Origin of the sequence: Pseudomonas sp. H26/SER47-MNA-CIBAN-0231 (genome assembly GCF_040310465.1) — a bacterium.
Taxonomy (GTDB): domain Bacteria; phylum Pseudomonadota; class Gammaproteobacteria; order Pseudomonadales; family Pseudomonadaceae; genus Aquipseudomonas; species Aquipseudomonas atacamensis.
In genome coordinates this window covers 120,887-142,787 of sequence record NZ_JBEOPW010000015.1, presented here as the reverse complement: position 1 = coordinate 142,787, position 21,901 = coordinate 120,887, and the positions used below count along the sequence as shown (strand labels likewise).

The following is a 21,901-nucleotide window of genomic DNA, read 5'->3' as shown; positions in this document are numbered from 1 at the left end:
TAGTGCTCTTGGGTGCCTTGAGCCGAAGTGCGGTACCACTGGATAACGATTTCGCTCATGCGCTCGCCGGAAGTCAGAGCTGCTTGCAGCAGTGGCGAAGCCTTGTCGTAGACCTTGGTGATCACAACTGGCTTGTGTACGCGTTGACCGGTTGGCTGACCGGATTGCGGGTCACGCGGGATGATCACGTCGTGGGTGAAAGCCTGAACCATGACCTGGTCTTCGTGGCCTTCCTGGTAGGTGTTGCCAACGGAGTCGGCGGTGAAAGCGCCGGCAGTGATCAGGCCTTGTTTTTCGCCGGTAACCGACATGTACGCTGGTGTTGCCATGGGGTGCTCTCCTTGCGGATAAAGTTAGGGTGCCCGGAGGCGAAATCGCCCGGTGGGTGGCTGAGGGTTATCAAGGAGCGTGCCAGGTTTTGCGCGGTGCCCGGATGGCGGGGGCGCCACGCTGGTTGGTCATCATTCGGGGCGATTTTCAGCGGAAAAGTCGGGAGAAAGTGCGCAAGAAGTTGCGCAGTACTGCGCAACTTCTTGCGCACTTGGCTGCAGGGCTTGCGCCGCTTGGGCTACAGCGGATTTAGGCCCTGAAATATTACGGGCTACTGCGCAACTTCTTGCGCAGTTGGGGATTTGCCGGGACCGCGATGTTGCCTTCGCGAGCAGGCTCGCTCCCCCAGGGACAGTGCTGCCAGCGAAAGCGTCTTATAAATGAAACACCGCCCTCGGCTATACTCCCCGCATTTCGATCAGGCACGAGGATTCACTGTGAAGAACTGGACGTTGCGCCAACGCATTTTGGCGAGCTTTGCGGTGATTATCGCCATCATGCTGTTGATGGTGGTGCTGTCCTACTCGCGGTTGTTGAAGATCGAGGCCAGTGAAAACAGCGTGCGCGACGATGCCATCCCCGGCGTCTATTACAGCTCGATGATTCGCGGCGCGTGGGTCGACAGTTATTTGCAGACCCAAAAACTGCTCGGCCTCAAGGAAGGCCAGGGCGTTTCCAGCGAAGACGAAGCGGACTACAAGGCGTTCGAGGCGCGTCTGCAAGAGCAGATGGCCAACTATCGCAAGACCATGGCCACCGATGAAGACCGCTCCGAATTCGCCCTGTTCGAGAAGTACCACGATACCTACATCCAGATTCAGGATGCCGTGCTGGACCTGCACAAGCGCAATCTGGAAGCCGATGCCATCAAGCTGTTCAACGAGAAACTGACCCCGGCGTGGTACACCGGGCGGATGAAACTCAACGACATCATTGGCGAAAACAAAGTCGTCGCTGATAACGCCATGGCCAACATCGACGATGCGGTCGCAACGGCCAAAGTCAGCATGGTCATTTCCCTGCTGGTCGCGGTACTGGTCGCCGGCCTCTGCGGTCTGCTGTTGATGCGCGCGATCATGGCGCCGATGAACCGCATCGTGACCATCCTCGACATCATGCGCACCGGTGATCTGAGCTCGCGCCTGAACCTCGATCGCAAGGACGAATTCGGCGCGGTCGAAACCGGCTTCAACGACATGATGACCGAGCTGACGTCGCTGGTGTCCCAGGCCCAGCGCTCCTCGGTGCAGGTGACCACCTCGGTGACCGAGATCGCCGCCACTTCCAAGCAGCAACAGGCCACCGCCACCGAAACCGCAGCGACCACCACCGAAATCGGCGCAACCTCCCGTGAGATCGCCGCGACTTCGCGGGATCTGGTGCGCACCATGACCGAAGTGTCCACCGCTGCCGATCAGGCCTCGGTGCTCGCCGGCTCCGGCCAGCAAGGCCTGGCGCGCATGGAAGACACCATGCACTCGGTCATGGGCGCGGCGGATCTGGTCAACGCCAAACTGGCGATCCTCAACGAGAAGGCCGGCAACATCAATCAGGTGGTGGTGACCATCGTCAAAGTAGCTGACCAGACCAACCTGTTGTCGCTCAACGCGGCGATCGAAGCCGAGAAGGCCGGCGAGTACGGTCGCGGTTTTGCCGTAGTCGCCACCGAAGTCCGGCGTCTGGCCGATCAGACCGCCGTGGCCACGTACGACATTGAACAGATGGTCCGCGAGATCCAGTCGGCGGTGTCGGCCGGGGTGATGGGCATGGACAAGTTTTCCGAGGAAGTACGCCGCGGCATGTCGGAAGTGCAGCAGGTCGGCGAGCAGCTGTCGCAGATCATCCATCAGGTGCAGGCGCTGGCGCCGCGCGTGCTGATGGTCAACGAAGGGATGCAGGCCCAGGCCACTGGCGCCGAGCAGATCAACCATGCGTTGGTGCAGTTGGGCGATGCCAGCAGCCAGACCGTCGAATCGCTGCGTCAGGCCAGTTTCGCCATCGACGAACTGAGCCAGGTGGCCGTCGGCCTGCGCAGCGGCGTTTCGCGATTCAAAGTCTGATGAGCGAAATCATCGCCAAGCGTGACGCCGCGCCAGTGGCGAAGCAGGCGCTGTTTCTGCTGTTTCGCATCGGCAGCGAGCGCTATGCCTTGCGCGCCACCGAAGTGGCCGAAGTGCTGCCGCGCCTGCCGTTGAAGCCGATTGCCCGGGCACCGCATTGGGTGGCCGGGGTGTTCGCCTATCGCGGGGCGGTGGTGCCGGTGATCGATCTCAGCGCGCTGACTTTCGGCCGACCCGCCGAGGCGCGGACCAGCACGCGGCTGGTGCTGGTCAATTATCAGCCGGATCAAGCGCAAGCAGCGCAATGGCTCGGGCTGATTCTCGAGCAGGCCACCGACACGCTGCGCTGTCATCCGCAAGATTTCCAGCCCTACGGCCTCGATAACCGCGAGGCGCCGTACCTCGGCCCGGTGCGCGAAGATGCGCAGGGATTGCTGCAATGGGTGCGGGTCAATGACTTGCTCGATGACGCCGTGCGCAGTTTGCTGTTCCCCGATCCGCCGCGTGATCCGGCGCAGCTTGAGGCGCAGCCATGAGCAATGAGCAGCGCTTTTTCGATTTCCTCAAGGAACGCATCGGCCTCGATGTCGCGTCGGTGGGCGCGGCGATCATCGAGCGCGCCGTGCGCCAGCGCACCACGCTGTCCCAGGCCGCCCACGCCGACGAATACTGGCAGCTGTTGCAAGGCTCGCGGGATGAACAGCAGGCGCTGATCGAAGCGGTGATCGTTCCGGAAACGTGGTTTTTCCGTTATCCGGAATCCTTCGCCACCTTGGGCAAACTGGCCCGTCAGCGTCTCGCCGAGCTGAACAACATGCGCGCGTTGCGCATCCTCAGTCTGCCGTGCTCGACCGGCGAAGAACCCTATTCGATCGCCATGGCCCTGCTCGATGCCGGGCTCAAGCCGCATCAGTTCAAGGTCGATGGCATGGACATCAGCCCGTTGTCGGTGGACAAGGCGCGCCGTGCTGTTTACGGCAAGAACTCGTTTCGCGGGCAGGATCTGCAATTTCGCGATCGGCATTTCATGCCTGAGCAGGACGGCCACCGGGTCAACGAATACGTTCGCGAGCAGGTGCGCTGGCAAGTCGGCAATGTCCTCGATCCGACACTGTTGGCGAGCGAGCCAGCCTTCGATTTCGTGTTCTGCCGCAACCTGCTGATCTACTTCGACCAGCCGACGCAAAAGCAGGTGTTCGAAGTGCTCAAGCGCCTGACCCATGCTGACGGCGTGCTGTTTATCGGCCCGGCGGAGGGCAGTCTGCTCGGGCGTTTGGGCATGCGCTCGATCGGCATCCCGCAGTCGTTCGCCTTCAGCCGTCACAGCGAGCCGCACCCCGAACCACTGCCGACGCCCAAACCGGTCGCCGTGCCGGTCAGCCAACCATTGCGCAGCGCGCCGCCAGCGCCAGTGCGCAATCGGCCGTTCGCTGCCGTGACGGCTTTGCCGGTAACGAAAAAAACTGCCAACCCCGACGCCGCGACGCTGCTGGCGCAAATCGCCGCATTGGCCAATGAAGGCAAAAGCGCCGAGGCCCGTGCCGCGTGCGAACACTATCTGCGCAGCCATGAACCGGTGGCGCAGGTGTTCTATTGGCTCGGCCTGCTCAGCGATGTCGCCGGCCTGAGCCTCGAGGCCCAGGGTTTCTATCGCAAGGCCTTGTACCTCGAGCCGCAACACCCCGAAGCGCTGATGCACCTGGCCGCGTTGCTGCAGGCTCAGGGCGACACGGCGGGTGCCCGACGATTGCAGGAGCGCGCCGCCCGCAGCGAGCGCACCGCCGACAGTGAGCGTAAACGATGAGCGCGCCCGACACCTTGAACGTTACCCACGAAGACGCCCGCGCCATCGACGATTGCTGGAACCGCATCGGCATTCATGGCGACAAGTCCTGCCCGTTGCTGGAAGAGCACATTCATTGCCGCAACTGCTCGGTGTATTCCGCCGCCGCCACACGCCTGCTCGACCGCTATTCGTTGCAGCAGGACCAGCGCGAAGCAGTGGTCAGCAAAGTCGAAATCGACGTCAAGACCCGCTCGCTGCTGATGTTTCGCCTCGGCGAGGAATGGCTCGGACTGGCCACGCGCACGCTTGTCGAAGTTGCGCCGTTGCAGGCGATACATTCGCTGCCGCACCAGCGCTCGCGGGCCTTGCTCGGCGTGGCCAATGTCCGTGGCGCCTTGGTCGCGTGCCTGTCGCTGGTGGAATTGCTCGACCTCGGCGCCAGCGTTGCGCCGGTCAGCGGCGGGCGAATCATGCCGCGCATGCTGATCATCGCCGCGCACGGCGGGCCGGTGGTGGTGCCGGTAGACGAGGTCGACGGCATTCATGCCATCGACGAGCGCATCCTCGACGCCGCGTCGCAGTCCGGTGCGCAGAACAGTGCCAGGTACACCCGTGGCGTTCTGCAATATCGCGGTCGCAGCCTGCGCTGGCTGGATGAAGAACAGCTGTTGTCCGCCGTGACCCGGAGCCTGACATGACCCCCGAGCAAATGCGCGACGCCTCCCTGCTCGAGCTGTTTAGCCTCGAAGCCGAAGCCCAGACCCAAGTGCTCAGCGCCGGGCTGCTGGCGCTGGAGCGCAATCCGACCCAAGCCGATCAGCTGGAGTCGTGCATGCGTGCGGCGCACTCGCTCAAAGGTGCGGCGCGCATTGTTGGCATCGACAGCGGCGTCAGCGTCGCCCACGTCATGGAAGATTGCCTGGTCAGTGCGCAGGAAGGGCGTTTGTTGCTGCGTCCCGAACACATCGACGCGTTGTTGCAGGGCACCGACCTGCTGATGCGCATCGCCACGCCGGCCAATGCGCCGCAACCTGCTGACATTGAAGCCTACGTCGCGTTGATGGGGCGTCTGCTCGATCCTTCGGCGCCAGCCGCTGTGGTTGCCACGCCGCCAATGGCCGAGTTGCAGATCGAGCCCGCGCCAACAGCGACAGCGCCGATCATGGACGAGCCCGCCGAGCCGACCCCGCGTAAAAACAAACGCACCACCGAGGGCGGCGAGCGCGTCTTGCGCGTCACCGCCGAGCGCCTGAACAGCCTGCTCGATCTGTCGAGCAAGTCGCTGGTGGAAACCCAGCGTCTCAAGCCGCATCTGGCGACCATGCAGCGCCTCAAACGCATGCAGAACAACGGCCTGCGCGCACTGGAAAATCTCAATGTGCACCTGAAGGAGCATGCGCTGAGCCTGGAAGCGCTCGAGTCGCTGGAAGATGCGCGACGTTTGCTCGCCGAGTCGCAACAATTGCTCAGCGAGAAAAACGCCGAACTCGACGAGTTCGCCTGGCAGGCCAGTCAGCGCGCGCAAGTGCTCTACGACACCGCGCTGGCCTGTCGTATGCGCCCGTTTGCCGACGTGTTGAGCGGGCAGGCGCGCATGGTTCGCGACCTCGGGCGCAGCCTTGGCAAGCAGGTGCGCCTGGAGATCGAAGGCGAGAAAACCCAGGTCGATCGCGACGTGCTGGAAAAGCTTGAAGCACCGCTGACTCATCTGCTGCGCAACGCCGTCGATCACGGCATCGAATCCCCGGAACAACGCCTGCTCAAGGGCAAGCCGGAAGAGGGCCTGATCCGCCTGCGCGCTTCCCACCAAGCCGGTTTGCTGGTGCTGGAATTGAGTGATGACGGCGGTGGCGTCGATCTGGAGAAAGTCCGCCGCAGCATCGTCGAACGGCAGTTATCCCCAGCCGAAACCGCAGCGCAATTGAGCGAAGAGGAACTGCTGACCTTCCTGTTTCTGCCGGGCTTCAGCCTGCGCGACAAAGTCACCGAAGTGTCCGGGCGTGGCGTCGGCCTGGATGCTGTTCAACACATGGTTCGCCAATTGCGTGGGGCCGTGGTGCTGGAGCAGACGGCGGGCGAGGGCAGCCGTTTCCATCTGGAAGTGCCGCTGACGCTTTCGGTGGTGCGCAGCCTCGTGGTGGAAGTCGGCGAAGAGGCTTACGCATTCCCGTTGGCGCACATCGAACGCATGTGCGATCTGGCGCCGGAAGACATTGTGCAGGTCGAGGGGCGTCAGCATTTCTGGCACGAAGGCCAGCATGTCGGCCTGGTCGCGGCCAGCCAGTTGCTCAATCGCCCGGCCAGTCAGAACGATGGCGCTACCCTGAAAGTCGTGGTGATCCGCGAGCGCGAGGCGATTTACGGGGTGGCTGTCGAGCGCTTCGTGGGTGAGCGCACGCTGGTGGTGTTGCCGCTGGACGAGCGTCTGGGCAAGGTTCAGGATATTTCCGCCGGGGCCTTGCTCGATGATGGTTCGGTGGTGCTGATCGTCGATGTCGAAGACATGCTGCGTTCGGTGGACAAGCTGCTCAACACCGGGCGCCTGGAGCGCATTGCCCGCCACGGCAATCAAGCTGCCGAAGCGGCGCGCAAACGAATCTTGGTGGTCGACGATTCGCTGACCGTGCGCGAGCTGCAACGCAAACTGCTGCTCAATCGTGGCTACGACGTCGCGGTGGCGGTGGACGGCATGGACGGCTGGAATGCGCTGCGTTCGGAGAACTTCGATCTGCTGATCACCGACATCGACATGCCGCGCATGGACGGCATCGAGCTGGTCACGCTGCTGCGCCGCGACAACCGTCTGCAATCGCTGCCGGTGATGGTCGTGTCATACAAGGATCGCGAAGAAGACCGCCGCCGTGGACTGGATGCCGGCGCCGACTATTATCTAGCCAAAGCCAGTTTTCATGACGACGCCCTGCTCGATGCAGTGGTCGAGCTCATCGGGGGAGCGCGGGCATGAGGATCGCAATTGTCAACGACATGCCCCTGGCGGTGGAGGCCCTGCGCCGAGCGCTGGCGTTCGAGCCAGCGCATCAGGTGATCTGGGTCGCCAGCAACGGCGCCGAGGCGGTGCAACGCTGCGCCGAGTGCACGCCAGACCTGATTCTGATGGACCTGATCATGCCGATCATGGATGGCGTCGAAGCCACGCGGCGGATCATGGCCGAGACGCCGTGCGCGATCGTCATCGTCACTGTTGACCGCCAGCAGAACGTGCACCGCGTGTTCGAGGCCATGGGCCACGGCGCGCTGGACGTGGTCGACACGCCGGCGATCGGCGCCGGCAATGCCCAGGAAGCGGCGGCGCCGTTGTTGCGCAAGATCCTCAACATCGGCTGGCTGATCGGCGACAAGGCGCCACGTGCGCGCCCGGCGCCGAGTTCGCCGCGCAGTTCGCCGTCACGTCAGCGGCTGGTGGCGATCGGTTCGTCTGCCGGTGGGCCGGCGGCGCTGGAAGTGTTGCTCAAAGGCCTGCCGAAGGATTTTTCCGCCGCGATCGTGCTGGTGCAGCATGTCGATCAGGTGTTCGCCGCCGGCATGGCCGAATGGCTGGCCAGCGCCAGCGGCCTCGATGTGCGTCTGGCCCGTGAAGGCGAGCCGCCGCAAAGTGGTGCGGTGCTGCTGGCCGGGACCAATCACCATATTCGCCTGTTGAAAAACGGCACGCTGGCCTACACCGCCGAACCGGTCAACGAGATCTATCGCCCCTCGATCGACGTGTTTTTCGAGAGCGTTGCCAGTTACTGGAACGGTGATGCGGTCGGGGTTTTATTGACCGGGATGGGGCGCGATGGCGCGCAAGGGCTTAAGCTCATGCGCCAGCAGGGTTATTTGACCATTGCGCAGGATCAGCACAGCAGTGCGGTGTACGGCATGCCCAAGGCTGCCGCGGCGATCGATGCCGCGGTGGAAATCCGCCCGCTGGAAAAGATAGCGCCACGATTGCTGGAGATTTTCCCCAAATGAACAGGTTGATCGGCAATCCAGGCCCCCGCAGTACTCAGGTGACCGCTCATGAATGATTTACAGATCGACGACATTAAAACCGACGAGAACGCCGCCATGGTGTTGTTGGTGGATGATCAGGCGATGATCGGCGAAGCGGTGCGCCGTGGGCTGTCGAATCAGGAAAACATCGACTTCCACTTCTGCTCCGACCCGCAGCAGGCCATCGCCCAGGCGGTGCGGATCAAACCGACGGTGATCCTCCAGGACCTGGTGATGCCCGGCCTTGATGGTCTGAGCCTGGTGCGCGAATACCGCAATCACCCGGCGACCAAGGACATCCCGATCATCGTCCTCTCGACCAAGGAAGACCCGCTGATCAAGAGCGCGGCGTTTTCCGCTGGCGCCAACGATTATCTGGTGAAGCTGCCGGACACCATTGAACTGGTCGCACGCATTCGCTATCACTCGCGTTCCTACATGACATTGCTGCAGCGCGACGCCGCGTACCGAGCGTTGCGGGTCAGCCAGCAGCAATTGCTCGACACCAATCTGGTGCTGCAACGGCTGATGAATTCCGATGGCCTGACCGGGCTGTCCAACCGCCGGCACTTCGACGAGTACCTGGAACTGGAGTGGCGCCGTTCGCTGCGCGATCAGACGCAGCTGTCGTTGCTGATGATCGACGTCGATTACTTCAAGTCGTACAACGACAGTTTCGGTCACGTTGAAGGCGACGAAGCGTTGCGCAAGGTCGCCGCAGCCATCCGTGACGCCAGCTCGCGGCCATCGGACCTGCCGGCGCGTTATGGCGGCGAGGAGTTTGTGCTGGTCCTGCCGAACACTTCGCCGGGCGGCGCGCGGCTGTTGGCCGAAAAACTGCGCCAGACCGTGGCGGCGCTGAAAATTCCGCACAACACACCGGCCGAGGGCTCCAGTCTGACCATCAGCATTGGTCTGGCGACCATGGTGCCCCAGGCGGGGAGTGATTGCCGGCTGCTGATTTCGGCGGCGGATCGCGGGTTGTATCTGGCCAAGAACAATGGGCGCAATCAGGTCGGGATCGAGTAACGGCCGTTGCCCTCACCCCAGCCCTCTCCCGGAGGGAGAGGGGGCCGACCGAGGTGTCTCGGGCCAGACATCGACCTGAGAGATCGCAGCGATTATGGATCTTCAGGCTTGGCGATCACGGATTCGGTGAAGCCATTCTATTCGGCGTATGTGTCAAATATCCCCCGATCGGTCCCCTCTCCCTCCGGGAGAGGGCTAGGGTGAGGGCAGCAATCTCGGCCCATTCACCGCCAGACGGGCTGCCGCGACAGGCTGTTTACGTTATACTCGCCGGCTTTCAAAAGTTCGCCAACGAGTGCTGCCCGTCATGGAAATCAACCCGATCCTGAACACCATCAAGGACCTGTCCGAGCGCTCCGAAACTATTCGGGGGTATCTTTGACTACGATCAAAAGCATGAGCGTCTGACCGAGGTCAATCGCGAGCTTGAAGATCCGAGTGTCTGGAACAAACCTGAATACGCCCAGGAGCTGGGCCGCGAGCGTGCCGCGCTGGCGCAGATCGTCGACACCCTCGACGAACTGAACGGCGGTCTGGCCGATTGCCGCGACCTGCTGGACATGGCCGTCGAAGAGAATGACGAAGGCGCAGTGGGCGATGTCGTCGCCGAGCTGGCCCGTCTCGAGGAAAATCTGGCCAAGCTGGAATTCCGCCGCATGTTCAGCCATGAAATGGACCCGAACAACGCCTACCTGGACATCCAGGCCGGTTCCGGCGGTACCGAAGCGCAGGACTGGGCCAACATCCTGCTGCGCATGTACCTGCGCTGGGCCGACAAACGCGGTTTCGATGCGACCATCATGGAACTGTCCGCCGGTGAAGTCGCCGGGATCAAGGGCGCGACCGTGCACATCAAGGGCGAATACGCCTTTGGCTGGCTGCGTACCGAGATCGGCGTGCACCGTCTGGTGCGCAAGAGCCCGTTCGACTCCGGCAACCGTCGCCATACCTCGTTCTCCGCCGTTTTCGTCTCGCCAGAGATCGATGACAAGGTGGAGATCGAAATCAACCCGGCAGACCTGCGGATCGACACCTATCGTTCCTCTGGTGCCGGTGGTCAGCACGTAAACACCACCGACTCGGCCGTACGTATCACCCACGTACCGACCAACACCGTGGTCAGCTGCCAGAACGAGCGTTCCCAGCACGCCAACAAGGACACCGCGATGAAAATGCTGCGGGCCAAGTTGTACGAGCAGGAAATGCAGAAGCGCAACGCCGCTTCGCAGGCGCTGGAAGACACCAAGTCGGACATCGGCTGGGGTCACCAGATTCGCTCTTACGTGCTCGATGCCTCGCGGATCAAGGATCTGCGTACCAACATCGAACGCAGCGATTGCGACAAGGTGCTCGATGGCGACATCGATGAGTACCTGGAAGCCAGCCTGAAATCCGGCCTGTAACACCCTCTGTGGGAGCGGGCTCGCCCGCGATCCCCAGCCGAAGGCTGGGGGCAACGAACCTGATGGAATACTTAAAGACATGAGCGACCTACAACTCGACCCGCAAGCCCTGCAACAGGAAGAAAACTCCCTGATCGCCCTGCGCAAGGAAAAGCTTGCTGCCGAGCGCGCCAAGGGCAATGCCTTCCCGAACGACTTCCGCCGCGACAACTACTGCGATGCCTTGCAGAAACAGTACGCGGACAAGACCAAGGAAGAACTGGCAGAGGCTGCAATCCCGGTCAAGGTTGCCGGTCGCATCATGCTCAACCGTGGCTCGTTCATGGTGATCCAGGACATGACCGGGCGCATTCAGGTCTACGTCAACCGCAAGACGCTGTCCGAAGAAACCCTGGCCGCGGTGAAAACCTGGGACATGGGCGACATCATTGCCGCCGAAGGCACCCTGGCGCGTTCCGGCAAAGGCGACCTGTACGTTGAAATGACCAACGTGCGCCTGCTGACCAAGTCGCTGCGCCCGCTGCCGGACAAGCACCACGGCCTGACCGACACCGAACAGCGCTACCGCCAGCGTTACGTCGACCTGATCGTCAACGAAGACGTGCGCCAGACCTTCCGCGTGCGTTCGCAAGTGATCGCGCACATCCGCAGCTTCCTGATGAAGCGCGACTTCCTCGAAGTCGAAACGCCGATGCTGCAGACCATTCCCGGCGGCGCCGCAGCCAAGCCGTTCGAAACCCACCACAACGCGCTGGACATGGAAATGTTCCTGCGTATCGCGCCAGAGCTGTATCTGAAGCGTCTGGTGGTTGGCGGTTTTGAAAAGGTCTTCGAGATCAACCGCAACTTCCGTAACGAAGGCGTTTCGACTCGTCACAACCCTGAATTCACCATGTTGGAGTTCTATCAGGCATACGCCGATTACGAAGACAACATGGACCTCACCGAAGAACTGTTCCGCGAGCTGGCGCAGCTGGTGCTGGGCAGCACCGACGTGCCGTACGGCGACAAGGTGTTCCACTTCGGCGAGCCGTTCGTGCGTCTGTCGGTGTTCGACTCGATCCTCAAGTACAACCCTGAGCTGACAGCCGATGATCTGAACGACATCGACAAGGCTCGCGCCATCGCCAAGAAGGCCGGCGCCAAGGTGCTGGGCTTCGAAGGGCTGGGCAAATTGCAGGTGATGATTTTCGAAGAGCTGGTCGAGCACAAGCTGGAGCAGCCGCACTTCATCACTCAGTACCCGTTCGAAGTGTCGCCGCTGGCCCGTCGCAACGACGAGAACCCGAACGTCACCGACCGCTTCGAGCTGTTCATCGGTGGTCGTGAAATCGCCAACGCCTACTCCGAGTTGAACGACGCGGAAGACCAGGCCGAGCGCTTCATGGCGCAGGTGGCCGACAAGGACGCCGGCGACGACGAAGCCATGCACTACGACGCCGACTTCGTCCGTGCGCTGGAGTACGGCATGCCGCCAACCGCCGGCGAAGGTATCGGCATCGATCGTCTGGTGATGTTGCTCACCAACTCGCCGTCGATCCGCGATGTGATCCTGTTCCCGCACATGCGACCGCAAGCGTAAACGTTTCAGTTAAAAAGCCGCCTAAAACAGGCGGCTTTTTATTGCCTGTCTGGTACAAATGTATCAATTGGTTAATTTGGCATTAGTAGAGGAAGTGCTGTCGTGATGGGTGCATTAGCTCAAGAAGGTGCAGCGGGTATCGCCACTGCGGTCGCTGAAAGTGTTCAGTACCAGGGCCGCAAGGCCAGCCGACAGGGCAGTGAGCAGCGTCGCCAGGACATTCTCGACGCCGCGATGCGCATTGTCGTGCGCGACGGCGTGCGTGCCGTGCGCCATCGTGCGGTCGCGGCGGAGGCCGGCGTGCCGCTGTCGGCGACCACGTATTACTTCAAGGACATCGATGATCTGCTCACCGATACCTTCGCCCAATACGTTGAACGCAGCGCGGCGTACATGGCCAAGTTGTGGATCAATAACGAAGGTCTGCTGCGCGAAATGGTGGTCAGCGCCGACGGCAGCCCGGAGTCGCGCTCACAACTGGCCGATGACATCGCGCGGCTGATGGCCGATTACGTGCACCGGCAACTGATCAACCGCCGCGAGCATCTGATGGCCGAACAGGCGTTTCGCCAGGAAGCGCTGCTCAATCCGCGTCTGGCCATTCTGGTGCGCTCCCACCAGCAGATTCTGCTGCAGGGCACCTGCCAGTTGTTCCAGGTACTGGGCTCGCGCGAACCGCAGCAGGATGCCAAGGTGTTGACGGCGATTATCGGCCGGATGGAATATCAGGGCCTGCTCAACGACGCCGAGCCTCTGGCCGAAGAGGACATGCTCGGGATTCTGACGCGGTATATGCACCTGGTGCTGGCGTCGGTCTAGCGTTTCACGCTACACCCTGTGGAAGCGAGCCGTTGATGATCGTTCCCTCGCTCCGCGTGGGAATGCATCCTGTGACGCTCTGCGTCACGCAGCAAAAAGGGACGCGGAGCGTCCCGGGCGACATTCCCACGCAGAGCGTGGGAATGATCAAAAGTCTGAGTTTCAGCACGTCACGTTTTTCTACAGGAGTTTCGGGTGGACGATTACCAGCAGACGATACGCATGTTGTCCGATCGCATTGTGCTGGCGCAGACACCGATCCGCGTGCTCGATGCGGTCAAGTGGGACGACAACGTGCGCAAGGGCTTCCTCAAGGCCAAGGGCAAGGAAATGCCGGCGGTGGATCGCGACTACTACCTCAACCGCCCGCTGTCGTTCGATTCGAGCCAGGTCAAACTGGAATTCCAGAACATCGAGCGCGACATCACCCGCCAGCTCGGCCAGTTCAACCCGGTCGGGCAGATCATGCGGCGCATGTGCAAGGAATACCGCATGGTGGTGCGCATGCTCGAAGCGCGCGGCACCGAGGACTTCGGCCTGATCTCGCAGGAGCTGTACGGCGCGGCGTCCGATGCCTTCCACGCCGGTGACCCGACCCTCGCCGACCTCGGCCTGATGATGTCCGACTACCTGAACAACATCGACGGGCGCGGCGATCTGAAGGACGAGCCGAAGATCCTCACCGCCAAAGACGCGGTGCACCTGCTGCAAACCCGACTGAACAAGGTATTCGGTGAGGCCGAAGAGACGATTCGCGTGTTCGAGTCCGACGGCATCGTCGCGGATGCCGCCGCAGGCGCTGACTACATCAAGATCCGCACCGACGCGCTGTTCAACGACCGCGACGTGCGCGCACTGGAAGTCCACGAAGGTCTGGTGCATGTCGGCACTACGCTCAATGGCTTGAACCAGCCGATCTGCACGTTCCTGTCGAAAGGCCCGCCCTCGTCGACGGTGACCCAGGAAGGTCTAGCGATCCTGATGGAAATCATCACCTTCGCTTCTTACCCGAGTCGCCTACGCAAACTGACCAACCGCACCCGTGCGATTCATATGGTCGAGGAGGGCGCGGACTTCTTGCAGATCTACGAATTTTTCCGCGAGCAAGGTTTCGAGATGGCCGAAAGCTACGGCAATGCCAGCCGGGTTTTCCGTGGCTCGACGCCGACCGGTCTGCCATTCACCAAAGACTTGTCCTACCTCAAGGGCTTCATCATGGTTTACAACTACATTCAGTTGGCCGTGCGCAAGGGCAAGCTCGAGCAGATCCCGCTGTTGTTCTGTGGCAAGACCACACTGGAAGACATGCGTACCTTGCGGCAACTAGTGGACGAAGGCCTGGTGGTGCCGCCGAAATATCTGCCTGATCAGTTCCGGGATCTGAATGCGTTGTCGGCGTGGATGTGTTTCTCCAACTTCCTCAACCATTTGAGCCTGGACCGGATTGAGGCGGATTACTCCAATATCCTCTGATAGCTGATCGTTCCCACGCTCCGCGTGGGGATGCATCCCATGACGCTCCGCGTCACGGTGGACGCAGAGCGTCCATGGCGGCATTCCCACGCCGAGCGTGGGAACGATCTAACCGTATTTCAACCTGAAATTTCGCGAGGTTTCACCGGATGAGAATCCTCGGCATCCTTTGCCTGCTCTTGACCCTCAGCGGTTGCAGTTCGCTGCTGTTCTACCCGGAACCGGGCCAGATCTTCACCCCGGACAAAGCCAAACTCGAATACCGCACCGTCACCCTGATCACCGCCGATGGCTTGAAACTCAACGCCTGGTGGCTGCCGGCCAAACCTGGCGTCGAGGTCAAAGGCACGGTCCTGCATCTGCACGGCAACGGCGGCAATTTGCCGATGCATCTGGGCGGCAGCTGGTGGTTGCCGAAGAACGGCTATCAGGTGCTGCTGGTCGACTATCGCGGCTACGGTTTGTCCGAAGGCAAGCCGAGCCTGCCGGCGATCTATCAGGACATTGACGCCGCGTTCGCCTGGCTCGACAACGCGCCCGAGGTCAAAGGCAAACCGCTGGTGCTGCTCGGGCAGAGTCTGGGCGGCGCGATGTCGGTGCATTGGCTGGCGCAGCACCCGGAGCGGCAAAAACAACTCAAGGCCCTGGTGCTGGATGGCGTGCCGGCCAGTTATCGCAGTGTCGGCCAATTCGCCCTCAGCACTTCGTGGCTGACCTGGCCATTGCAAGTGCCGCTGTCGTGGCTGGTGCCGGACGGCGACAGCGCAATCAACTCGATGGCGCAGCTGACCGGCGTGCCGAAGCTGATCTTCCATAGCATCGACGATCCGCTGGTGCCGATGGTCAACGGCATTCGCCTGTATCAGGCAGCGCCGCCGCCGCGCGTGTTGCAGCTGACCCGTGGTGGTCATGTGCAGACCTTCGGCGACCCGGTGTGGCGTCAGGTCATGCTGCGCTACCTCGATGATCCCGAACACTTCGACGGCCTGCGCCGCCTCGGCGAAATCCCCAACTATCCGAAACCCCCGAATTCTGAAGATGAGAGCCCGCAATGACTGACGAACGTAACGCCATCCCGCTGATCATCACGGGTATCTGCAGCATCCTCGGCACCGTCGGGGCGCTGTGGTACTACGGCTACCTGCACTTCGCCAAGCCGGAGGATGCGTTGCTGCTCAGCGAATTCACCATGCTCAAGACCGTGCCGGGCGAGGACTACAAAGTCTCGCTGACGCCTGCGCCGCAAGTGGCGCAGTGCATCGATGGCGTGCTGGTGCTGTTCGATACCGAACAGAAAGGCCTGACCGGGGTGCTGGTTAATGCGCAGAAGAAAGCCGTGCGGTGTATGGGCGAAGAGACTCCGCAGAAACTCGAGAAGTGATTCTGCAGGTTCAGCCCTCACCTTAACCCTCTCCCAGAGGGAGAGGGGACTGACCGAGGTGTTTGTTTAAGCTAAGTCGACCTGATCCATTGCGCCGAACACAAGTTTTGAAAGCGACACAAATCGGCTCCCTTTCCCTCGGGAGAGGGCTGGGGTGAGGGGCTACGATGTCTGCTCCCACAAAAAAGCCCCGCCTGATCAATTCAGGCGGGGCTTTTGCGTTACCGGGTGAAGCTTAGTTCGAGCTCACCGAAGAACGCGGTGCTACTGGCTGGTTGTCGTTGGAAATGGTCACTTCCACACGACGGTTCATCGCACGACCCGAAACGCTGCCGTTATCCGCTACCGGGTACTCCTTGCCATAACCCTGAGCGACGATGCGCGAAGGGTCGACGCCCATCTTGATCAGGGCCATCTGCACGGAAGTCGCGCGGCGCTCGGACAGCGACTGGTTGTAGCTAGCGGTGCCGGTGCTGTCGGTGTAACCCTCGACGATCACTTTGCGATCCGGGTTTTCCTGAAGGAATTGCGCCAGTTTGTTGATGTTCACCAGGCCGCTGGATTTCAGATCAGCCTTGTTGGTGGCGAACAGCACGTCACCGAAAGTCACCAGCGTGCCGCGATCGGTCTGCTTGGCGTTGAGGCTGTCCTGCAGTTGTTTGATCTGCTGGTCACGGGCATCCAGACGGGCCTGGGCACGTTGGGCTGCGGCGTTTTTCAGGTTGTTTTCAGCGGTGCGCAGAGCGATGGTCTGCTTTGCCACTTCCACGCGCTGGTTGGTCAGGTAAGCCAGTTGGTCAACCTTGGCCGCGTCTTCTTTGTCCAGATAAGCCTTGTCGGCCTTGTCCAGGTAATCGCTGGCGTCTTTGGTTTCCAGTGCCGCGACTTTGCTCGCCTGTGGGTTGGCCTGCAGGCCGGCGTAGTTGGTGCGCGCCTGTTCCAGGTTCGGGTTAGGCGGGGTGGAGCAGGCAGCCAGTGCAACGCTTGCGGCCAGAAGAGCGGGAATCATCAGTTGCTTACGCATAATTTGTCGTCCTTTCTATCGGTAAGAGTTTCAGCTTTGCGGTCGGGATGCGCGCTTACTGCACAGTGCGCTGGCTTTCCTGACGCAGTTCCTGAACACCTTTCTGGGAATCCTTCACAGCCTGTTCGGCCTTGGCGGCCTGAGCCTTGCGTTCAGCGACGCGAGCGTCCCATTCAGCCTGTTCGGACAGGCGACGGGCCTCGTCATACTTCTTGTCGTGCATGGCGATTTCAGCTTGTTTCAGTTTGTCCTGAGCCTGCTTCATTTCCACCGCAGCGAACTCGGTACCGCCAGCGCTGACGGCGCTGTTGACGGCCGATTGAGTGACGGCGTACTGCTCGGTCGGAGGATTACCGGCGCAACCGGCCAGTACGAAGCTGGTGCCGATGGCCAGAGCGGCCAGTTTCAGACCGCGCAGGTGGGAAAACGAGGTTTGGGTTTTCATGGTCTTCAACTCCATTAGGCATCTCCTGAAAATACAACTGAATCCATCCTGGCAGAGGAGGCGAAAGCATCGCTTGTAGACGCGAATTGAAACGCTCGTTCCAGGCGTGGTTACCTGTTCCGACCGGCGGCATTTTTGAAAAGTTCAGAAAAGATGGCCTATCGCCAAAAATTAAATTGACCGTTTGGACAAGGCTCTGGGATGGGAACTTTGGGGCTTTGGAGCGGTACGCGCGGGTGGGTTTTAAGGTGATACCAGAGGGTGATCAGTACCCTGTGGCAGCTGGCTTGCCAGCGATGAGGCCATCATGCTCAGCACATTTTTGACTGAACTGCCGCCATCGCGGGCAAGCCCGCTCCCACATTTTTCTCGGTGTCAGGAATCAGTGCTTCTGCTTGTTCTCAGCCGAGGACAAATCATGCAAATGCCGCCGCGACAACGCCAGAAAACGCGGCGTCGGGCCGACATCCTCATACAACGGATCACCTTCCTCATCGGTCGCCACCACCGTCGAACCCTTCACATACGGCAGGCTCGCTTCGAACTCCTCGAGCGCGGCGCCGATCAGTTCGCCGAGCAGTTCCTCGGGATGACGTTTGGGATACATCTCGGCAATTGCCGCCAGGCGCGCGGCGGCCTCGACGTCCAGATGAATCGTGTAGCCGGTGTCGGTCAGGCGACCTTTGGCGTTTTCTTCCCAATGCTGGGCGAGTTCACGAATTTTCATGATGACCTCATTTAGCGCCTGCTGATGGCAGGCCTGGGTGAGTGTCCGGCAGCGCCGGCGGCGGGCCGTCGTACGGCTTACTGTTGAGACTAGCTTTCGCCGGCAAGGTTTAAAGTCAATTCGTCGCCTGCTTGTAAGAAGCGGCGCAGAGCGGCACTCTCTGGCAAAGCATTCGTTTCTGCGCTGTCCCCGATTACCGCTGGAGAACTGCTGATGACCGATATTGATGCACGCTTGCGCGAAGATGTTCACCTGCTCGGAGAGCTGTTGGGCAACACCATTCGAGACCAGTACGGCGAGGCGTTCCTCGACAAGATCGAGCAGATTCGCAAAGGCGCCAAGGCCGACCGGCGCGGCTCGATGGACGCTGAACTGAGCGCCAGCCTCAATCAATTGAGCGAAGACGAATTGCTCCCGGTCGCGCGGGCGTTCAATCAGTTTCTCAACCTGGCGAACATTGCCGAGCAGTATCAACTGATCCATCGCCGCGAGGAGTCGCAACCGGCGCCGTTCGAGTCGCGGGTGTTGCCGGAACTGCTCGCGCGCCTGCGCAGTGAAGGGCACAGCGCCGAATCTCTGGCCCGGCAGCTGGCGCGGCTGGAAATCGAACTGGTGCTGACCGCGCACCCGACCGAAGTGGCGCGACGCACGTTGATCCAGAAGTACGACGCGATCGCCGCGCAACTGGCCGCGCAGGACCATCGCGACCTGACCAGCGCCGAGCGCGAGCAGATCCAGAGCAAACTGCAACGGCTGATCGCCGAAGCCTGGCACACCGAAGAAATCCGCCGCACCCGCCCGACGCCGGTCGATGAAGCCAAATGGGGCTTTGCGGTGATCGAGCATTCGTTGTGGCAGGCGATCCCCAACCATATGCGCAAGGCCGATCAGGCGCTGTTCGCCGCCACGGGTCTGCGCTTGCCGCTGGAAGCCGCGCCGATCCGCTTCGCCTCATGGATGGGCGGCGACCGTGACGGCAACCCCAATGTCACCGCCGCCGTCACTCGCGAAGTCTTGCTGCTGGCGCGCTGGATGGCCGCTGATTTGTATCTGCGCGATGTCGATCACCTTGCTGCCGAACTGTCGATGCAGCAGGCCAGCGACGCGCTGAAGACCAAGGCCGGCGACAGCGCCGAACCCTATCGCGCGGTGCTCAAGCAATTGCGCGAACGCCTGCGCGCTACACGCAATTGGGCGCACGCTGCATTGACCGCGCCGACCCCGGCCACCACCGATGTGCTGCACGACAATCGCGATCTGCTTGAGCCTTTGCAGTTGTGTTTCAACTCGCTGCACGAGTGCGGCATGGGCGTCATCGCCGACGGGCCGTTGCTCGACTGCCTGCGTCGGGCGGTGACGTTCGGCCTGTTCCTGGTGCGCCTCGATGTGCGTCAGGATTCGACGCGGCACAGCTCGGCAATGACCGAAATCACCGATTACCTCGGCCTCGGCCGCTACGAAGATTGGGATGAAGAACAGCGCATCAACTTCCTCACCGAGGAGCTGAGCAACCGTCGACCGTTGCTGCCCGCGCATTTCAAACCATCGGCGGATACCGCCGAAGTGCTCAACACCTGCAAGGAAATCGCCGCCGCGCCCGCTGCGTCGCTGGGCTCCTACGTGATCTCCATGGCCGGCGCCGCTTCCGACGTGCTCGCGGTGCAACTGCTGCTCAAGGAATCCGGCGTATTGCGGCCGATGCGCGTGGTGCCGCTGTTCGAGACCCTCGCCGACCTCGACAACGCCGGGCCGGTGATGGAACGTCTGCTGCTGTTGCCGGGCTATCGCGCGCGTTTGCATGGCCCGCAGGAGGTGATGATCGGCTATTCCGACTCGGCCAAGGACGCCGGCACCACCGCTGCGGCGTGGGCGCAATATCGGGCGCAGGAACGACTGGTGGAAATCTGCCGTGAGCAGCAAGTCGAACTGCTGCTGTTCCACGGTCGTGGCGGCACCGTTGGCCGTGGCGGCGGCCCGGCGCACGCGGCGATTCTGTCGCAACCACCGGGTTCGGTGGCGGGACGTTTCCGCACCACCGAGCAGGGCGAAATGATTCGTTTCAAATTCGGCCTGCCGGACATCGCCGAGCAAAACCTCAATCTGTATCTGGCCGCCGTGCTCGAGGCAACCTTGCTGCCACCGCCGCCGCCGACTCCGGAATGGCGCCATCTGATGGACGAATTGGCGGCGGACGGTGTCAGCGCTTACCGCCAGGTGGTGCGGGAAAATCCGCAATTCGTCGAGTATTTCCGTCAATCGACCCCGGAGCAGGAGCTCGGACGGTTGCCGCTCGGCAGTCGCCCGGCCAAACGCCGTGCCGGCGGTATCGAAAGCCTGCGGGCAATTCCGTGGATTTTCGGCTGGACCCAAACCCGATTGATGCTGCCGGCCTGGCTGGGCTGGGAGACGGCGCTGAGCAAGGCGCTGGAGCGCGGCGAGGGCGAGTTGCTCGGGCAGATGCGCGAACAGTGGCCGTTCTTCCGCACCCGTATCGACATGCTGGAAATGGTCTTGGCCAAGGCCGATGCGGATATTGCGCAGTCCTACGACGAACGTTTGGTCGAGGCTGATCTGCTGCCATTGGGCGCGCAGTTACGCGACCTATTGTCGCAGGCGTGCTCGGTGGTACTGGGCCTGACCGGGCAGTCGCAGCTGCTGGCGCACAGCCCGGACACCCTCGAATTCATCCGCTTGCGTAATACCTATCTGGACCCGCTGCATCTATTGCAGGCCGAGCTGTTGGCGCGTTCGCGGCAGCAGGATGTCGAGCAGGGCAGCCCGGTGGAACAGGCGCTGCTGGTGTCTGTGGCGGGGATTGCCGCCGGATTGCGCAATACCGGCTAAGGTTGCTGAGCATGTCAGGCGGCATTCGCGATGAGGGTCGGATGCCGCTTCTCCTGCTGTAGGAAAGTGCCGCCAGGCGACAGTTAATGTAGGGGTTGCGACTTGGGTTACCGCGTCGCGAGGTCACGGCGGGCGTCGGTTTCTCCGACTTTTGGCGTCTTGTGTGGGCGCAGCCTGCTGTGTATCTTGATCAGCCTTTGGCCGTTTGTGCGGCCACGACCCGTATTTTCAGGATCCGCCGGTTACGAGCGAATCCTTTGTTTTGTAAAGCTTTTATATAAAAAATTGAGGAGCACATCGATGCGCGTCATTCTGCTGGGAGCTCCCGGGGCCGGTAAAGGTACTCAGGCAAAGTTCATCACCGAGAAATTCGGCATTCCGCAAATCTCCACCGGCGACATGCTGCGTGCTGCGGTCAAGGCTGGCACTCCGCTGGGCGTGCAAGCCAAGAGCATCATGGATGCCGGCGGCCTGGTGTCGGATGACCTGATCATCGCGCTGGTCAAGGACCGCATCGCTCAACCTGATTGCGCCAACGGTTTCCTGTTCGACGGCTTCCCGCGCACCATTCCGCAGGCTGAAGCGCTGGTCACTGCCGGCGTCGAGCTGGATGCCGTGGTCGAGATCGCTGTAGAAGACGACGAAATCGTTCAGCGCATCGCCGGTCGCCGTGTTCACGAAGCCAGCGGCCGCGTTTACCACATCGTCTACAACCCGCCGAAACTGGCTGGCAAGGACGACATCACCGGCGAAGAGCTGGTGCAGCGCAAAGACGACACCGAAGAAACCGTACGTCATCGCCTCTCGGTCTACCACTCGCAGACCAAACCGCTGGTAGAGTTCTACCAGAACCTTTCCACCAACAACGGCGGCAAGCCAAAGTGCAGCCACATTGAAGGCGTGGGTTCGGTTGATGCAATCACCACCAAGGTGCTGGCCGCGCTGAGCTGAAAAGTCTGATCGGCTACATCATCCACGGCCCGCTTGCGGGCCGTAGTTGTTTAT

19 protein-coding genes are annotated in these 21,901 nt (G+C 61.5%); 15 read left to right on the top strand and 4 right to left on the bottom strand.

Annotated elements, in window-relative coordinates; translation table 11 throughout:
* A partial coding sequence (locus AAEZ10_RS20995; protein ID WP_350570825.1) for an Hcp family type VI secretion system effector occupies nt 1–329 on the bottom strand: 329 nt, incomplete at its 3' end.
* Between the two features lie 438 nt (nt 330–767).
* Between AAEZ10_RS20995 and AAEZ10_RS20990 the strand changes: the two genes are divergently transcribed.
* The 13 genes from AAEZ10_RS20990 to AAEZ10_RS20930 all read left to right on the top strand — a co-directional run bounded on the left by AAEZ10_RS20990 (nt 768) and on the right by AAEZ10_RS20930 (nt 15,856).
* Nucleotides 768–2,390 (top strand): methyl-accepting chemotaxis protein, encoded by a 1,623-nt coding sequence (locus tag AAEZ10_RS20990; protein WP_350570823.1) that lies wholly within the window; start codon nt 768–770, stop codon nt 2,388–2,390.
* Entirely contained in the window at nt 2,390–2,926 is a 537-nt protein-coding gene (locus AAEZ10_RS20985; protein ID WP_282384467.1) for a chemotaxis protein CheW, read from the top strand. Before AAEZ10_RS20990 ends, AAEZ10_RS20985 begins: the two co-directional genes overlap by 1 nt.
* Nucleotides 2,923–4,194: a CheR family methyltransferase gene (locus AAEZ10_RS20980; protein WP_350570820.1), complete on the top strand. Its 1,272-nt coding sequence runs from the start codon at nt 2,923–2,925 to the stop codon at nt 4,192–4,194. The genes AAEZ10_RS20985 and AAEZ10_RS20980 overlap by 4 nt, the downstream gene beginning before the upstream one ends.
* Nucleotides 4,191–4,874 (top strand): chemotaxis protein CheW, encoded by a 684-nt coding sequence (locus tag AAEZ10_RS20975; RefSeq protein ID WP_350570818.1) that lies wholly within the window; start codon nt 4,191–4,193, stop codon nt 4,872–4,874. Before AAEZ10_RS20980 ends, AAEZ10_RS20975 begins: the two co-directional genes overlap by 4 nt.
* Nucleotides 4,871–7,141, top strand: a complete 2,271-nt coding sequence (locus tag AAEZ10_RS20970; protein WP_350570816.1) for a hybrid sensor histidine kinase/response regulator — start codon at nt 4,871–4,873, stop codon at nt 7,139–7,141. Before AAEZ10_RS20975 ends, AAEZ10_RS20970 begins: the two co-directional genes overlap by 4 nt.
* Nucleotides 7,138–8,148, top strand: coding sequence for a chemotaxis response regulator protein-glutamate methylesterase (locus tag AAEZ10_RS20965; RefSeq protein ID WP_122505651.1), 1,011 nt, complete (start codon nt 7,138–7,140; stop codon nt 8,146–8,148). The genes AAEZ10_RS20970 and AAEZ10_RS20965 overlap by 4 nt, the downstream gene beginning before the upstream one ends.
* 48 nt (nt 8,149–8,196) lie before the next feature.
* Nucleotides 8,197–9,198: a response regulator gene (locus AAEZ10_RS20960; RefSeq protein ID WP_024011741.1), complete on the top strand. Its 1,002-nt coding sequence runs from the start codon at nt 8,197–8,199 to the stop codon at nt 9,196–9,198.
* A 307-nt stretch (nt 9,199–9,505) separates the two neighbouring features.
* Nucleotides 9,506–10,601 (top strand): peptide chain release factor 2 gene (gene prfB / locus AAEZ10_RS20955; protein ID WP_099758102.1). Its coding sequence is split into 2 segments (ribosomal slippage): nt 9,506–9,577 and nt 9,579–10,601, totalling 1,095 coding nucleotides; the frame shifts between segments, so codons are not numbered across the junction.
* A 79-nt stretch (nt 10,602–10,680) separates the two neighbouring features.
* A complete protein-coding gene (gene lysS, locus AAEZ10_RS20950; RefSeq protein ID WP_024011743.1) occupies nt 10,681–12,183 on the top strand; it encodes a lysine--tRNA ligase in 1,503 nt (500 codons plus the stop codon).
* 105 nt (nt 12,184–12,288) lie between these two features.
* On the top strand, nt 12,289–13,002 hold the full coding sequence (locus AAEZ10_RS20945; protein WP_016771505.1) for a TetR/AcrR family transcriptional regulator: 714 nt from the start codon (nt 12,289–12,291) through the stop codon (nt 13,000–13,002).
* Between the two features lie 222 nt (nt 13,003–13,224).
* Entirely contained in the window at nt 13,225–14,475 is a 1,251-nt protein-coding gene (locus AAEZ10_RS20940) for a flavohemoglobin expression-modulating QEGLA motif protein (protein WP_166554750.1), read from the top strand.
* A 149-nt stretch (nt 14,476–14,624) separates the two neighbouring features.
* Entirely contained in the window at nt 14,625–15,530 is a 906-nt protein-coding gene (locus AAEZ10_RS20935; RefSeq protein ID WP_350570813.1) for an alpha/beta hydrolase, read from the top strand.
* On the top strand, nt 15,527–15,856 hold the full coding sequence (locus AAEZ10_RS20930; protein ID WP_350570811.1) for a PA3694 family proteiin: 330 nt from the start codon (nt 15,527–15,529) through the stop codon (nt 15,854–15,856). Before AAEZ10_RS20935 ends, AAEZ10_RS20930 begins: the two co-directional genes overlap by 4 nt.
* Before the next feature lie 235 nt (nt 15,857–16,091).
* On the opposite strand, the gene lptF is transcribed toward AAEZ10_RS20930, so the two are convergent.
* The 3 genes from lptF to AAEZ10_RS20915 form a co-directional block, all read right to left on the bottom strand.
* On the bottom strand, nt 16,092–16,880 hold the full coding sequence (gene lptF, locus AAEZ10_RS20925) for a lipotoxin F family OmpA-related lipoprotein LptF (protein ID WP_024011746.1): 789 nt from the start codon (nt 16,878–16,880) through the stop codon (nt 16,092–16,094).
* Nucleotides 16,881–16,935: 55 nt separating this feature from the next.
* Nucleotides 16,936–17,340: a DUF4398 domain-containing protein gene (locus tag AAEZ10_RS20920; RefSeq protein WP_024011747.1), complete on the bottom strand. Its 405-nt coding sequence runs from the start codon at nt 17,338–17,340 to the stop codon at nt 16,936–16,938.
* Between the two features lie 367 nt (nt 17,341–17,707).
* Entirely contained in the window at nt 17,708–18,052 is a 345-nt protein-coding gene (locus tag AAEZ10_RS20915; RefSeq protein WP_016771500.1) for a hypothetical protein, read from the bottom strand.
* A 213-nt stretch (nt 18,053–18,265) separates the two neighbouring features.
* On the opposite strand from AAEZ10_RS20915, the gene ppc reads away from it, so the two are divergent.
* On the top strand, nt 18,266–20,896 hold the full coding sequence (ppc, locus tag AAEZ10_RS20910; protein WP_350570808.1) for a phosphoenolpyruvate carboxylase: 2,631 nt from the start codon (nt 18,266–18,268) through the stop codon (nt 20,894–20,896).
* A 300-nt stretch (nt 20,897–21,196) separates the two neighbouring features.
* Complete coding sequence (gene adk / locus AAEZ10_RS20905; protein ID WP_071174520.1) at nt 21,197–21,847, top strand: adenylate kinase; 651 nt, start codon at nt 21,197–21,199, stop codon at nt 21,845–21,847.
* Nucleotides 21,848–21,901 lie beyond the last annotated feature (54 nt).